At 72.3% G+C, this 13,579-nt stretch carries 14 protein-coding genes and 1 pseudogene; 4 read left to right on the top strand and 11 right to left on the bottom strand.

Annotation, left to right across the window (positions count from 1 at the left end):
- Positions 1-32 precede the first annotated feature (32 nt).
- The 10 genes from AS850_RS12415 to AS850_RS12370 all read right to left on the bottom strand — a co-directional run bounded on the left by AS850_RS12415 (position 33) and on the right by AS850_RS12370 (position 9,287).
- On the bottom strand, positions 33-776 hold the full coding sequence (locus AS850_RS12415; protein WP_236940712.1) for an FAD:protein FMN transferase: 744 nt from the start codon (positions 774-776) through the stop codon (positions 33-35).
- A complete protein-coding gene (locus AS850_RS12410) occupies positions 773-1,327 on the bottom strand; it encodes an FMN-binding protein (protein ID WP_236940711.1) in 555 nt (184 codons plus the stop codon). The genes AS850_RS12415 and AS850_RS12410 overlap by 4 nt, the downstream gene beginning before the upstream one ends.
- Positions 1,324-2,766 (bottom strand): ferredoxin reductase family protein, encoded by a 1,443-nt coding sequence (locus tag AS850_RS12405; protein ID WP_119869406.1) that lies wholly within the window; start codon positions 2,764-2,766, stop codon positions 1,324-1,326. The genes AS850_RS12410 and AS850_RS12405 overlap by 4 nt, the downstream gene beginning before the upstream one ends.
- Positions 2,767-2,948: 182 nt before the next feature.
- Positions 2,949-4,325: a sensor histidine kinase gene (locus tag AS850_RS12400; RefSeq protein ID WP_119869405.1), complete on the bottom strand. Its 1,377-nt coding sequence runs from the start codon at positions 4,323-4,325 to the stop codon at positions 2,949-2,951.
- Positions 4,322-5,023: a response regulator transcription factor gene (locus AS850_RS12395; protein ID WP_119870297.1), complete on the bottom strand. Its 702-nt coding sequence runs from the start codon at positions 5,021-5,023 to the stop codon at positions 4,322-4,324. Before AS850_RS12395 ends, AS850_RS12400 begins: the two co-directional genes overlap by 4 nt.
- 30 nt (positions 5,024-5,053) lie before the next feature.
- Positions 5,054-5,788, bottom strand: coding sequence for a VIT1/CCC1 transporter family protein (locus AS850_RS12390; protein ID WP_119869404.1), 735 nt, complete (start codon positions 5,786-5,788; stop codon positions 5,054-5,056).
- A gap of 113 nt (positions 5,789-5,901) precedes the next feature.
- Positions 5,902-6,711 carry a DUF1206 domain-containing protein gene (locus AS850_RS12385; RefSeq protein ID WP_119869403.1) on the bottom strand — a complete coding sequence of 270 codons (810 nt, stop codon included), beginning with the start codon at positions 6,709-6,711 and terminating at the stop codon, positions 5,902-5,904.
- On the bottom strand, positions 6,711-7,487 hold the full coding sequence (locus AS850_RS12380; RefSeq protein WP_119870296.1) for a phosphatase PAP2 family protein: 777 nt from the start codon (positions 7,485-7,487) through the stop codon (positions 6,711-6,713). Before AS850_RS12380 ends, AS850_RS12385 begins: the two co-directional genes overlap by 1 nt.
- A gap of 130 nt (positions 7,488-7,617) precedes the next feature.
- A complete protein-coding gene (locus tag AS850_RS12375) occupies positions 7,618-9,009 on the bottom strand; it encodes a serine/threonine-protein kinase (RefSeq protein ID WP_236940710.1) in 1,392 nt (463 codons plus the stop codon).
- A 20-nt stretch (positions 9,010-9,029) separates the two neighbouring features.
- The gene (locus AS850_RS12370; RefSeq protein ID WP_119869402.1) at positions 9,030-9,287 is read right to left on the bottom strand and encodes a DUF6458 family protein; all 258 of its coding nucleotides are present in this window, start codon (positions 9,285-9,287) and stop codon (positions 9,030-9,032) included.
- Between the two features lie 169 nt (positions 9,288-9,456).
- Between AS850_RS12370 and AS850_RS12365 the strand changes: the two genes are divergently transcribed.
- The 4 genes from AS850_RS12365 (at position 9,457) to AS850_RS12350 (ending at position 12,792) form a co-directional block, all read left to right on the top strand.
- Complete coding sequence (locus AS850_RS12365) at positions 9,457-10,641, top strand: APC family permease (RefSeq protein ID WP_236940932.1); 1,185 nt, start codon at positions 9,457-9,459, stop codon at positions 10,639-10,641.
- 78 nt (positions 10,642-10,719) lie between these two features.
- Positions 10,720-11,697: a diacylglycerol/lipid kinase family protein gene (locus AS850_RS12360; protein ID WP_119869401.1), complete on the top strand. Its 978-nt coding sequence runs from the start codon at positions 10,720-10,722 to the stop codon at positions 11,695-11,697.
- A gap of 60 nt (positions 11,698-11,757) precedes the next feature.
- Positions 11,758-12,123 (top strand): universal stress protein, encoded by a 366-nt coding sequence (locus AS850_RS12355; protein WP_164088449.1) that lies wholly within the window; start codon positions 11,758-11,760, stop codon positions 12,121-12,123.
- Between the two features lie 72 nt (positions 12,124-12,195).
- Positions 12,196-12,792, top strand: a complete 597-nt coding sequence (locus AS850_RS12350) for a cation transporter (RefSeq protein ID WP_119869399.1) — start codon at positions 12,196-12,198, stop codon at positions 12,790-12,792.
- Positions 12,793-12,991: 199 nt separating this feature from the next.
- Here the strand turns inward: AS850_RS12350 and AS850_RS12345 are convergent.
- A pseudogene (locus tag AS850_RS12345) lies at positions 12,992-13,486 on the bottom strand (cytochrome d ubiquinol oxidase subunit II); the annotation flags it as partial.
- Positions 13,487-13,579: the final 93 nt, after the last annotated feature.

Genomic DNA, 13,579 nt, shown 5'->3' with positions numbered 1-13,579 from the left:
TACCAGTACATGCGGGTCGGTCCAAGGGTCGCTCAGGCGGAGTTCTCGAGCCAGGCCCTGGCACCGGGAGTCGCTCGTCCGCCACCGGTTCCGTCGAAGGCCAGCACGTCCACGTCCCACTCCGAGGTGATGCGATCGAGGTCGGCGTGCGAGCCGGCCATGACGGCCGTGGCCAGGACGTCGGCGGTCACGATGTCCGCCGCCGCGACGGTGGCCTGGACGAAGGGCGCGTCCTCGCCCCGGGTCCAGATGTGCTCGCCGCGCTCCGCGGTCCCGGAGGTGGCGACGGCCCGGCGGCCGCTCCCGAGGGTGACGAGAGCGGCCACGCGTTCCCGGTCGTCGGGGTCGACGACGCCGACCCGCCAGGGTGCGGGGCGGACGTCCCCGCGCGCGAGCACGTCGCCGCCGACGGTGAGCAGCCAGGAGTCGGAGTGCTCGTCGAGGACGGCCCCGGCGTCGCGGATGGCGAACGCCTTGACGACGCCGGAGAGATCGACGACGCCGTCGGGACGGTGGGGCGTGAAGGCTCCTGCGGTCCTGTTCCGCCAGTCGATCGCGACCTCGTAGGCCCGCAGGATGCCCGGCCCGGCGTCCGCCAGCGTCGACTCCCCCCGTGCCACCCGGCTCAGCGGTGACGCCGCGTCGTAGAGGCTGAATGTCCGGTCGTACTCGCCGAACACGGCCTCGATCCGAGCGATCGCGCTGTCGGGCACCGTGCCCTCGTCGATCCGGAGACTCGCGACCGTGCCCATCGTCTCGAAGACGTGGACCGTCACAGGTGCGCCGCGTCGATGGCGGACTGGAGCGACTGCTGGTAACCCATGCTGGTGTAGGTGGCGCCCGAGATCGACTGGATGTTCGCCGACTGGGCGCTCAGCGCCTCCGTCCGGAGGAGCGGTGCCGCGTAGTTGCTGATCTGCACGCTCCGGCCGCCCATGTTCGTCAGCTGCAGCGCCTTCACGTCGGTGATCGTGCTGTTCGACACGACGATCTCGACCTGCACGGGCCCGAACTGCGTCTGGGCCGTGCCGCCCTGGAAGGTCCCGCTGACGGTGGCCTTGGTCGGGGCGGGCGCCGGAGTGGCGGACGGAGCGGGCGCCGCGGCTCCTGCCGACGGCGTCGCGGACGGCGTCGCCTGCGCCGACGCGGACGGGCTCGGAGAGGCCGACGGCGTCGTCGCGGGGCTGGTCGCAGGAGTCGTGGCCGGAGTGAGCGGTGCGGTCAGGGGGACCTGCGACGCGAGCACCTGCTCGGAGCCCAGGTGCCAGCCGACGACGAGGACGGCGGCGGACGACACGACGCCTCCGGCGACGATGCGGAATCTCACGAGTCGAACCTCTCCTGGTGGATCTGGTGCTCCGGGATGCCCGCGAGGCGCGCGTCGCGGACCACGAGGTCCGACCACGCCTGCGGGCCGCAGACGTAGAGGTCGGACTGCAGGAGGTGCGGGAAGGCCGAGGTCAGCGTCACGCGCCGCTGGTACGATTCCTCGGACAGCCAGGTCTCGGCGGTGCGGGCGCGCGGGCCGACCATCGCGTAGACGGTGGAACCGGTGCTCCTGCCGAGTTCCGCGACCTCGTTCCAGAGGTAGCGCTGCACGTCGTCGGAGCCGCGCAGGAGGATCGTGGCCTCGCCCGGTCGGAGGTCGGCGTCCTCGAGCAGGGAGCGCACGGGGGTGATCCCGATGCCGGAGGCGACGAGCGCGAGATAGCGGGCGGTGCGGGCCTTCGCCGTGAACAGGCCGTACGGTCCCTCGAGGGAGACGAAGGCGCCGCGGCGGATCCGGCCCAGCCGCGCGGATCCTGCGCCGAGATCGCGCACGGTGATGCGGGCGCGGTCCTGCCCGGGGACGGCCGAGAAGGACACCGGGTGGGCGTGCCACCAGGTCCGGAACGTCCAGAAGCGCCAGACGCCGTACTGGCCGCCCTGCACCCCGAGGCGGTCCAGGTCGCGCCCCGAGAGGTGGATGGAGACGACGCCCGGGGCGATCTCCTCGATGTCGAGCACGCGGATCCGGTGCCGGAACGTCACGACGAGGGGCAGCAGGAACCGGTAGACGGCGATGAGACCCAGGGCGAGGACGTAGAGCGCGATCCAGTAGACGCGCTGCCAGGTGCCCGAGACCATGACGGTGCCCACGCTGAGCTGGTGCGGCACGGCGACGAGGACCGCGCCGTAGCTGGCGAGGTGGACGAGGTGCCAGAGCTCGTAGGGGAACTTCCGCCGGATGGAGACGAGAGACGTCACCACGACGACGAGGAAGAGCCCGAGGGCGAGGTAGGCGAGCGGCATGTCGGAGACGGTCGTGAACAGCGTGATCGTCTCGCCGACGGGATTCGTCCGGTCGGCGAGCCCGTAGCCGATGGTGAGCAGGAGTCCGTGGGCGAGCAGGAGGTAGAGGACGGGCTTGCCCAGCGAGCGGTGCACGGCGATCGCGCAGTCGGTCCCGAAGACCCGGTCGACGAGGGGGACGCGCGCCGCCAGCACGAGCATCACGAGCACGAGGTCGGTGGCGACGAGCCCGGCGACGATGCCGACGGCGGTGACCCAGCCGGAGACTCCCGCGATCGTGTGGGATCCGGGGGAGGCGAGGTAGAGGGCGACGGCGACGGCCGCGGAGAGCCAGCAGAGGATGCCGAGGCCGTCGACGGTGGCCTCGCGGCGTCGACGATCGCGCCGTCGACGGCGGGCGGCGCTCTGGAGGGACTCCGCCGGAGCACTGCGCAGCACGGGCGCCGTGCGCACCGTCTCTGTCGTGTGTGTCATCGGGTTGTGCCTCTCGTCCGGTATCGATCCCCAGACTGAGTGGATCACCTATGGGATTCCTATGCCCACGACTCGAGGACGACTCGAATGCTCACATCCGGTTCGAAGGCTCACACGCGCGGAGGTGGCCGCGTCGGGCGGAGGCGACCGGGCCGGGCCGGGACGGCGTGCCGGGCCGAGGGTCAGACGCGGGGCAGGACGACGAGGGCCGCGGCTCCGGGCCCGTCTTCGCGATTCCGGATCGTGGCGACGCCGCCCGCCCGCTCGGCGATGGCTCGCACGAGCGCGAGGCCCAGGCCGCTGCCGCCGCGCACGCGTCTCCGCGACTCGTCCGCCCGCGAGAAGCGATCGAACGCGATCGGCAGGAAGGACTCGGGGAGGCCGGGGCCCTCGTCGGCGACGGTGAGCCTGAGGGCGCCGTCGGGCGTCTGCCGGAGGTCGAGGCGGACGACACTGCTCTCCGGGCTGAAGGTCACGGCGTTGATGACGAGATTGTCGACGACGCGGCCGAAGGCGGCCGGCGTCAGCGCGTAGACGGCGGGGACGACGGCGAGCAGCTCGATGTCGTAGTCGACGCCCACCGCGGATCCGGCGGCGCTGCGCCCCCGGTCGACGGCGCTGTAGAACTCGGTCACGAGGTCGGCGGCCGGGGTGCGCTCGGTCGCAGGAGCATCGGGGTCGGCTTCGTCGAGCCGCGACAGTTCGAGCAGCGTCGCCGCGAGCTGCGTCAGCCGCGCCACGGACGTCTCGGCCGCGAGCAGCTCGCGCTCGAGGGCCGGCGCGTCGCCGAAAGAGCGGTGCGCCAGCTCCAGGCGGCTGGTGAGGACGGCGAGCGGTGTCCGCAGCTCGTGGCTCGCGTCGGAGACCATCCGCCGCTCGTGCGCCGCGCTGTCGCGGAGACGCCGGATGAACGCGTTCAGCGTGGAGGCGAGGGCGTCGAGCTCGTCGCCGGATCCGCCGACGGGGAGGTCGCCCTCGCTGGTGCCCCGGCTGAGGTCTTCCGCGGTGCGTCGCATCCGCGTCACGGGTCGGAGGGCGAGGCGGGCCAGGAGCCACGCGGCGCCGGAGAAGGCGAGGAGGGCGAGGAGGGTGCCGATCACGAGGGAGCGGTCGACCGCCAGGATCGTGAGATCGCCGGCGGCGTTGCTCCGGGCCGCCCAGACCCCGGCTCTGCCGTCGGGGGTGGCGACCGTCTTGCCGACGATCGTGAAGGTCGTGCCCTCGGCCGCCGCGCGGAACGTCGTGTCGGCCGGGGCGAGATCGCCGATCCGCTCGCGGAGGGCCTCGGGGAACGTGTCGATCAGGGTCTCGCCGTCGGCCGTGCGCAGGGCCACCAGGACCCCGGAGGACGGGGGATCGGGATGCTCGTCGGGATTCTTCATCAGGTCGGTCGCGAACGGCGCCAGGTCGCTGCTGGCGAGCGTCTCCTCCGAGCGCATCGTCACGGCGCGGATCTGGAAGTGCAGGATGAGAGCGACCGTGACGAGGACCACGGCGCCCACGACGAGACTCCCGAGGGTGATGCGGGCCTGGATCGACAGCGAGCGGAGCCGCTTCACGCGGGAGAGCCCCCCGAGGCTCCAGCCGCGATCTCCAGGCGGTAGCCCACACCTCGCACGGTGACGATGGAGACGTCGGCGGAGACGGCGCCCAATTTTTTGCGGACGTAGCTGACGTACTGGTCGACGATGGTCGGGTCGAAGTTCTCGGCCGACCCCCACACCTCGCGCAGGATGTCGGTGCGCGACTGCGTGTCGGGTGCGCCCTGGATGAGGAAGCGCAGGAGCGAGAACTCCTTGACGCTGAGCGGGAAGTCGCGGCCCCGTGCCTGCGCCCGGACGGTGAGGGTGTCGAGACGGATGACCCCCGCCTCGACGATCGTGCTGGCTCCCGACGCCTGGCGGCGGAGCTGGGCGCGGATGCGGGCGTTGAGCTCCGCGATCGCGAACGGCTTGATGAGGTAGTCGTCCGCGCCCGAGTCGAGGCCGAAGATGCGGTCGTCGACGGCGTCGCGCGCCGTCACGAGGATGACGGGCATCATCCTGCCCATCTGGCGGAGGCGGCGGCAGATCTCGAAACCGCTCATCTCGGGCAGCATGACGTCGATGGCGGCCGCGTCGAAGTCCTTCGACCCGGTGGCGATCAGGGCGTCGATCCCGTTCGCGACCAGGGTCACGTCGTGACCCTCACCCGTGAGACCGCGCTGGAGCAGGGTTCCCATCTCGGGGTCGTCCTCGACGACGAGGATGCTGGCCATCATGCCTCCTGGAGCGCTCGATCAGCCGGCTCAGGCGACCGCCCCGCTGGTGTGGAGCAGCATACCGATGAGGAATGTGGCCGCCAGGGCGACGGCACCGCCGATGACGACGCGCACTGTCGCGCGGGCGATGGAGCCCCCGCCGATCCGGGCGCCGAGGGCGCCGGTGAGGGCGAGCGCGATCAGCACGACGGCGAACGTGACGGGGACGCGCATGGACGCGGGCGGCAGGAGGATCGCGAGTAGGGGCAGCACGGCGCCGAGGGTGAAGGCGAGGGCCGAGGCTCCGGCGGCGTGCCAGGGGCTCACGACGTCGTCCTCGTCGATGTTGAGCTCCATCGCGAGGTGGGCCCCGAGGGCGTCCTTCTGCGTGAGCTCCGCGGCCACCGTGGCGGCCGTCTCGCGCGAGAGGCCGCGGGCCTCGTAGAGCTGCGTCAGCTCCTCGAGCTCGGCCTCGGGATCTTCGGCGAGCTCGCGGCGCTCCTTCTCGATGAGGGCCTTCTGGCTGTCGCTCTGGCTGGAGACGGAGACGTACTCGCCGAGGGCCATGGAGATCGCCCCGCCGACGAGACCCGCGGCGCCTGCCGTGGCGATGGCTCCGGAGTTGGTGGAGGCGCCTGCGACACCGACCACGATGGCGGCGACGGAGACGATGCCGTCGTTCGCACCGAGCACGCCGGCGCGCAGCCAGTTCAGGCGCCCGGACAGGTTGGAGGCGTGCGCCTCGCCCTTGTGGGTCTGCGGGATCTCTGCGGAAACGGTCATGGGAGCAACTGTGACACCGGAATGGGTGCTCCGCTAGCTTGGATAGGCTGCCCTGACCTGGGGTTTCCGGTCTTCCGGGACGCTCCGTGAGAGCTTTCGAACGCGGTCGCGCGCTAGAGGCGGGCCAGGCGCGCGCGGGCGAAGCTGTAGACGCCGTAGGCGATGAGCCCGATGCCGACGGCGGTCAGGATGGCCTGCCCGAACGGCAGCGTCGCGAGCGACTTGAGCGCACCGTCGAGCCCCGAGCCCTTCGCGGCGTCGGTCGTGACGGCCGCCACCACGAAGAGGATCCCGACGACGACGATGGCGATGCCCTTCGCGACGTAGCCGACGACTCCCAGGACGACGACGGGGCGCTCTGCCGGCCCGGACGGGATCGCGATGTCCTCGCGGAACTTCTGCCGGACGCCCTTCGCGATCAGGTAGACACCGATGCCGGCCGCGGCCAGGCCGACGATCGTGAGGAGCACCTGGCCGCCGGGGAGGGCGAGGATGTCGGCGCTGGCCTTCGTCGACGACCCCTTCGAGTCGCCCGACCTGCCGGCACCGCGTGCGAACGACAGCGCCGTCGCGGCCAGCGCGAGATAGGCCAGGGCCTTGCCGGCCGAGACGAGGCTCCTGACCCAGCGCTTCTTCGACGACGAGCCGACCCCGAGGAGCGCCTGGATCAGGAGCCAGAGGCCGAGCGCCGCGAACGCGACGACGGTGAACCAGAGGAGGAACGTGCCGCCGGGGACCTTCGTGAGCTGCGAGAGGGCACCGGACTGGTCGGTCTCGCCGGCGCGGTGGAACGCCACGCCGATCGAGACGGCACCGAGCAGGAGGTGCACGATCCCGCTGGCGGCGAAACCCGCGCGGGCGAGGACGGTGAGGGCTCGGCTGTTCCCGGCTCGGCCGGCGGCCTGTCGTACGTCGGCGGTCATCAGGTTCCGTCCTGTTGCGGTTGCGAGTGCGGACCCGTGACGGGTTCGCCGGGCTCGAGGGTGGTGCGCGCCGTGTCGACCGCGATGACGACCCCGAGGATCATCATCGAGAGCGTCAGGGAGGCGGTGGTGTCGCTGATCCAGTGGTAGCCGAGGTAGAGGCGGCTGGCCATCTGGATCAGGATCATCGCGATCGCGACGACGAAGGCGCCGATCGCGAAGCGGCGGCTCTGGACGCGGCTGGCGAGGAGGAACGCCGTGATCAGGAAGAAGTCGCAGACGCCGAGCACGTGCCCGGACGGGAACGAGAACGAGTGGTCGGGACCCACGAGCATCAGTCCGATCGGCGGGCGCGGGTGCCGGACGATCGGGGCGAGGACCTGCGCGAGGACGACGCCGGTGGCCATGCCGACCGCGAGGACGAGCGGGCGCCAGGCGTGCTTCGCCGCGACCAGCCAGACGACCGTGACGACGAGCACGATGATCGGCATCCCCACCGGCCCGAAGACGACGGCGAGGAACGCCATCACCCCGGTCATGCCGCCGGAGCGCTGCTCGTTGAACCACAGCTCGACGGGGCGGTCGAACCGCTCGAACCCGGTGTGCGTCAGGACGCCGACGAGCAGCCCGGTGAAGAAAACGGCGCCGAGCAGGATGAGGGCGGCCGCGGTGGCGAAGAGGCGGCGGCGGGTCGCCCGGGGGAGGTGGCGCTCCTCGACGACGAATTTGTCGCGGAAGCGCCTCCCGGACGCGCGGGAAGTCGTCGAAGTGGTCATGAGGGACGATCCCAACGGTCAGGAGCCAAGAACCCGCCAAGATTATCCGAAGCGTCAGCCGGAGGTCGGCCGATAGCCGCGATGCGTCGCTCGAACCCTCACACCGTCGAGATTCGGCACGATGCGCGGTCTACTTGTTCTTGCCGTTGCCGTTGCCGTTGCCCTTGCCGTTCCCGGGACCCTTGCCGTTGCCGTTACCCGGGCCGTTCCCGGCGCCGGTCCCGGGTGCCGGGCCCGTCCCCGGGGTGTCCCCGCCGCCCACGGTCGGAGCGACGGGCGTGGAGGGCACCGGCGTCGAGGGCGCAGGAGTCGTCCCCACGGTCTCGGGAGACGGCGCGGTCGACGCGGGGGTCGTCGCCACGGGGGCCGTCGACGCCGAGCGCGAGGGCGAGGGTGCCGGTGCGGCCTCGCGCCCGGCATCCTGCAGGGCCATCGACGTCCCGACCACCAGGGCGACGGCCGCGACGGCTCCGACGACCGCGAGCCAGACGAGCGGTCGCCGGCGTCGGCGGGACTTCGGGACGACGGGAGCCGGAGAGGCAGGGAGGCGTCGCGTCTCGGCGAGGCCGTCGTCCGGGAGCGCGCGCGTCGCCGCGGTCGCGTCCGAGGGGGCCTCAGCGGGGAGGCCCGGGAGGGTGAGCGCCGCCGTCGCCCCGGCGCCGTCGCGCTCGAGGCCCTGGAGCCGGTCGAGCACCTCGACGGCCGTGGGACGAGCCTCCGGATCGCGCAGCGTCATGGCGCCGAGCAGCGACTTCCACCGGTAACCCAGGTGTCCCGGTACCTCGGGATCGCGCGCCAGCCGCGCCCCGAGGGTCTCGACGAGCGTTCCCGGGAAGACCCGTTCGCCCGTCAGGGACTCGATCAGCACGAGCCCCGTCGCGTAGATGTCGGAGGCGGTCCCGGCCGGTCGACCGGCGGCCTGCTCCGGGCTGAGGTAGGCGGCCGTCCCGACGACGGTTCCCGTCTGCGTGATCCGCGTCGAGTCGAGGAGGGAGGCGATCCCGAAGTCGGCAAGCCGCGCGGAGAACGGCCGCCCGGGTCGCCCCGACGGCGCGAGCAGGACGTTCGCGGGCTTGATGTCGCGGTGGACGATGCCGCGCGCGTGCACGAACGCCAGCGCCTCCGCGAGATCGGTCAGCAGGAGCCGCGCGTCGGCTTCCGAGAGGGCGCCGCCCCGCAGCCGCTCACCGAGGCTCGGCCCGTCGACCAGCTCCATCACGAGGTAGGTCCGGTCGGAATCGCCGAAGCGGGCCGTGTCGGCGTCGTAGAGGGTGACCAGTCCCGCGTGAGCGAGCGACGCGAGCAGGCGGATCTCGGAGCGTTCGCGCTGGGGTGTGGTCGGGTCGGTGGATCCGGCCGAGAGGACCTTGACGGCGACGCGCCTGCCCAGCGTCTCGTCCACGCCCCGGTACACGGTCGACATGCCGCCCGACCCGAGGACCTCCTCGAGGCGGTACCGCCCGGCGAGAGTGACGGGGAGCTCGGGTCGGGCGCCGCCCGCAGCGGGTGCGGTGTCGTCCACGCCGCTGTCGTCCGGGCCGGTCAGAGGACCGGGCCGTCGCCCTCCGTGGAGCGACGGGTGACGCGCTCGCCGGAGACGGGGTCGATGCCGGTGCGGGAGGTGGAGGTGACGCTGCGGCGACGCGCCAGGAGCGCGATGCCGAGGATGAGCCCCAGGACTCCGGCGGCCATGAGGATGTAGCCGATGAGGTGGATGTCGACCCCGGCCACGGTGAAGTTGACCGCGAACGCCAGGATGGCGCCGACCACGATGAGGAAGATGCCTCCGCCGATGCTCATGAGCCGTACCTTTCGTCGTTGTGTGACCCCGAGCGGTGCGCCGGGAGCGCCTCACCCTATCCCCGACGCGCAACCCGGTGTCGGTAGAGTGCGCGCCGTGACCACGCGCGGAGGGCTCCTCGCGCGCCGACTGACCCTCGGCGACGCCACCGCGATCGGCCTCGGCTCCATGATCGGAGCCGGTGTCTTCGCGGCTTTCACCCCCGCCGCCCGCGCCGCCGGTCCGCTCCTGCTCGTCGGTCTCGTCGTCGCCGCCTTCGTCGCCTACTGCAATGCCACGTCGTCCGCGCAGCTCGCGGCCCGCTACCCGACGTCCGGCGGGACGTACGTGTACGGGCGGGAGCGCCTCGGGGAGTGGCCGGGCTTCGTCGCCGGCTGGAGCTTCGTGATCGGGAAGACCGCGAGCTGCGCCGCCATGGCGCTCACCGTCGCCGCGGCGCTCGTCCCCGCCGCGTGGCAGAAGCCCGTCGCGGTGCTCGCCCTCCTCTCGATGGCGGCGCTCAACTGGTTCGGCATCACCCGCACCGCGAGGCTCACCCGCGTGATCGTGGTCGTGGTGCTGGTCGTCCTCGGCGTGGCGGTCGTCGCCGCGCTCGCGGGTCAGCACCGGGGGTGGGGCGCGGGCGGGGCGGGCGGGTCGTCCGCTGCGGGATCGGTCCCGGGCATCCTGCAAGCCGCCGGATTCCTCTTCTTCGCGTTCGCCGGCTATGCGCGTGTCGCGACGCTCGGCGAGGAGGTGATCGACCCCCGCCGGACGATCCCGCGCGCGATCCTGCTGGCGCTCGCGATCACGGTGGTCGTCTACGGGGTGGTCGGCGTCGTGCTGCTGGTCGTCGTCGGCGCCGACGGCATCGCTCACACGGCCACGCCCCTCGTCGACGCCGTGGCCGCCGGTCGCTTCGCAGCGCTCGCCCCGATCGTCCGCGCGGGCGCCGCGCTCGCCGCCCTCGGTGCCCTGCTCGCCCTCCTCGCGGGCGTCTCCCGGACGACCCTCGCGATGGCCAGGAACCGTGACCTCCCCGGCTGGCTCGGTCCGGTCCACCCCGTGCACCGGGTCCCGCACCACGCCGAGATCGCCGTGGCCGTCGCCGCGTCGGTGCTGGTGCTCACGGTCGACCTCCGCGGCGCGATCGGCTTCTCGTCGTTCGGCGTGCTCCTCTACTACCTCGTCGCCAACGCGTCGGCCCTGACGCAGGGGCCGCGCGATCGGCGGTATCCGAGGGTGCTCCCGATCGCGGGCATCGCAGGATGCGCGGTCCTCGTCATCGCCCTGCCCCCGGCGTCGATCGTCGGCGGGGTCCTCGTCGTCGCGATCGGGATCGGGTACCGGCTGGTATCCGGAAAGCGCGCGTGACGCGGGCGCCGCACGGCTGAACGTTCGCGGGCGCGCCGGAGCCGATAGTGTTCGCAGCCTGGGACGCAAAGGAACTCGATGACCGACACCACCGCAACACCGACCCGCCGAGCCGCGGTCGTCTACAACCCGATCAAGATCGACCTCGAGAAGGTCCGCGCGGCCGTCGCGAAGGCCGAGCAGGAGGCGGGCTGGCTCGAGACGTCGTGGTTCGAGACCTCGAAGGAGGACCCGGGCCAGGGCGCTGCGCAGAAGGCGCTCGACACGGGCGTCGACATGGTGATCGCCGCGGGCGGCGACGGCACCGTGCGCGCGGTCGCGGAGGTCGTGGCGGAGAGCGACGCGTCGCTGGGGCTCCTGCCGTCGGGGACCGGCAACCTGCTCGCGCGGAACCTCAAGCTCACCCTCGACGACCTCGACAACTCCCTCCACGTCGCCTTCTCCGGCGACGACCGGGCGATCGACCTGGGCCGCATCGAGATCTCGCGCGAGGACGGCGAGACGTCGAAGCACTCGTTCGTCGTCATGGCCGGGCTCGGCATCGACGCGAAGATGCTCGCCAACACCGACGACGACCTGAAGAAGCGCGTCGGCTGGCTGGCCTACGTCAAGGCGATCGTCGAGACCCTCCGCGACAAGAACCAGCTCCGCTTCCGCTACCGCTTCGACGACGGCGAGATGAAGTCGATCCGCGCGCACACCGTGATCGTGGGCAACTGCGGGGCGCTGCCCGCCAATATCGTCCTGCTGCCGGACGCCGCCATCGACGACGGCGTCTTCGACGTCCTCCTCATGCGTCCGGACGGCCTCCGCGGCTGGATCGAGGTGCTCGTGAAGGTGTTCTGGGAGAACGGCATCGTCCGTCGCCTGCCCCGGGGCGAGCGCCTGGCGACGAAGGAGGTCGAGTCCATCCGCTACCGCAAGGTCGCGAAGATGGAGGCGACCCTCCGCGACCCCGAGGACATCGAGATCGACGGCGACGGCTTCGGGCAGGCCACCGGCTTCACGACCTGGATCGAGCCGGGCGCACTGACGGTGCGGGTGCCGCAGGCCTGACGCGGGTCGGCGGGGCGGAAGCCCCTTGCGGCGCGAGCCCGGGAGGACGCCGCCCTGCTGGTGGCCATCGTGGACGAGTCGCGCTACACGGTCGACGTCGACGAGAGCGGGCGGGTCGTGTCGGCCCCGGTCGACCCCGACGGCGAGGACGAGGGGTCGGGCATCCTGCTCGCCCATGTCACGGAGCGGGCCCGCTGGGCCTCCGAGACGACGGGGGTCGCCGCCGAGGCGCATCTCCTGGCGGGCGGGGTGCCGGAGGCCCTGGCCGATCTCGCGAAGCGGCGCGATGCTGCACTGCTCGTCGTCGGCACGAGCGACACCTCCTTCCGCTCCGGGATGCACGCGTTCTTCACCGGGTCCGTCGCGACGCACCTGGCGCACCACCAGGAGCGGCCGATTCTCGTCGTGCCCTCCGCGCGCGCCTGAGCACGAACGGGCGCGCCTGAGCGCGAGCGTGCGTGACGACGCCGGCGGCGCCCCGTGGGGCACACTCGTGTCGTGACCCGTTCCGCAGGCAGCCCCTCCGACCACCGTCTGCTGCTCCGCCGCGGGGTCGTGCTCGAGGGCGTCACGCTCGCATGGAACGTGGTCGGCGTCGGCGTGCTGGCCGTCCTGGCGCTGACCACGTCGTCGGTCGCCCTGGCCGGCTTCGGGTTGGACAGCCTGATCGAGATCGGCGCGTCGACCGTGGTGCTCTGGGAGCTGTCCGGAAGCGGAGCGGCTCGGCAGGAGCGCGCGCTGCGGCTGATCGGCGTCGCGTTCGTGCTCCTGGCGGCGTACCTGCTGGTGCAATCCGGGTTCGCGCTCGCGACGGGGCACCGGGCGACGCCGTCGTGGCCCGCCCTGGTGTGGACGGGCCTCACCGCGGTCGTGATGCTGGTGCTGTCGGTCCTCAAGACGTCGACGGGTCGCGCCCTCGGCAACCGGGTCCTCCTGACCGAGGGCCGGGTCACGCGGATCGACGCGCTGCTCGCGGCGGCCGTCCTGCTCGGGGTCGCCCTCGACCTCGCGCTGGGATGGTGGTGGGCCGACCCCGTCGCGGGTCTCGTGATCGTCTTCTACGCCGCGCGGGAGGCTCGCGAGATCTTCCGCTGACGCGGCGAGGAGGCGCCGCCGGTGCTGGCGCCGCCGGTGCCGTCGCCGTCGCCGCCGTCCGGAACGCCCGTGATGGCCGCGCGGCCGATCCGCTTGCGGAACACCCAGTACGTCCACGCCTGGTAGGCGAGGACGACGGGGAGGTCCAGCTCATCGCGGTGAGCGTGTAGGGAGTGCTGGAGGCGTTGGCGATCGTGAGGCTGTTCGCCGGGTCGTTGCTCGCCGGCATCACGTCCGGCGCCAGGGCGGCGAAGAGACTCGCGACGGCGAACAGGACCGTGAGAGCCGTAAGGGCGAAGGCGCGGCGTTCGAACCCGAACAGGTTCGCGAGCACGGAGCCGATCAGGAGGACGGCGGCCGCGGCGGCCAGCAGCCAGTAGACGGGGTTGCCGTGGACGAGGCCCGTCCAGAGGAGGAAGGACGCCGCGGCGACGATCGTCGCGGCCCCGCTCCAGAGGGCGAGTCGGCGCGCCCTGCTCCGGACCTCGCCCTCGGTCGTCACGGTCAGGAAGACCGCGCCGTGCGTGAGGAAGAGCAGGAGCGTCGTGACACCCCCGAGGAGCGCGTACGGGTTGAGCAGATCGAAGAAGCCGCCGGTGTAGGTGTGGTGCACGTCGAGGGGGACACCGCGCACGATGTTCGCGAATGCGACGCCCCAGAGCAGGGCCGGAACGATCGAGCCGACCACGATCATCCTGTCGAAGGCCCGGCGCCAGCGCGTGTCGGTCCCGTGGTGGCGGTCCGCGCCGCGGTGGACGACCTCGCCGTCGAGGTCGAGTCGGGGTTC

The organism is Frondihabitans sp. 762G35, from assembly GCF_002074055.1.
GTDB lineage: Bacteria > Actinomycetota > Actinomycetes > Actinomycetales > Microbacteriaceae > Frondihabitans.
The sequence above is the reverse complement of the archived record's forward strand: the minus strand, read 5'-3'. Positions and strand labels throughout refer to the sequence as shown.

Bases quoted from the DNA above. Each gene is read 5' to 3' on its own strand.
- AS850_RS12405 (WP_119869406.1), bottom strand. From the start codon at position 2,766: ATGACACACACGACAGAGACGGTGCGCACGGCGCCCGTGCTGCGCAGT.
- AS850_RS12395 (WP_119870297.1), bottom strand. From the start codon at position 5,023: ATGGCCAGCATCCTCGTCGTCGAGGACGACCCCGAGATGGGAACCCTG.
- AS850_RS12390 (WP_119869404.1), bottom strand. From the start codon at position 5,788: ATGACCGTTTCCGCAGAGATCCCGCAGACCCACAAGGGCGAGGCGCAC.
- AS850_RS12385 (WP_119869403.1), bottom strand. From the start codon at position 6,711: ATGACCGCCGACGTACGACAGGCCGCCGGCCGAGCCGGGAACAGCCGA.
- AS850_RS12380 (WP_119870296.1), bottom strand. From the start codon at position 7,487: ATGACCACTTCGACGACTTCCCGCGCGTCCGGGAGGCGCTTCCGCGAC.
- AS850_RS12370 (WP_119869402.1), bottom strand. From the start codon at position 9,287: ATGAGCATCGGCGGAGGCATCTTCCTCATCGTGGTCGGCGCCATCCTG.
- AS850_RS12365 (WP_236940932.1), top strand. From the start codon at position 9,457: ATGATCGGAGCCGGTGTCTTCGCGGCTTTCACCCCCGCCGCCCGCGCC.
- AS850_RS12360 (WP_119869401.1), top strand. From the start codon at position 10,720: ATGACCGACACCACCGCAACACCGACCCGCCGAGCCGCGGTCGTCTAC.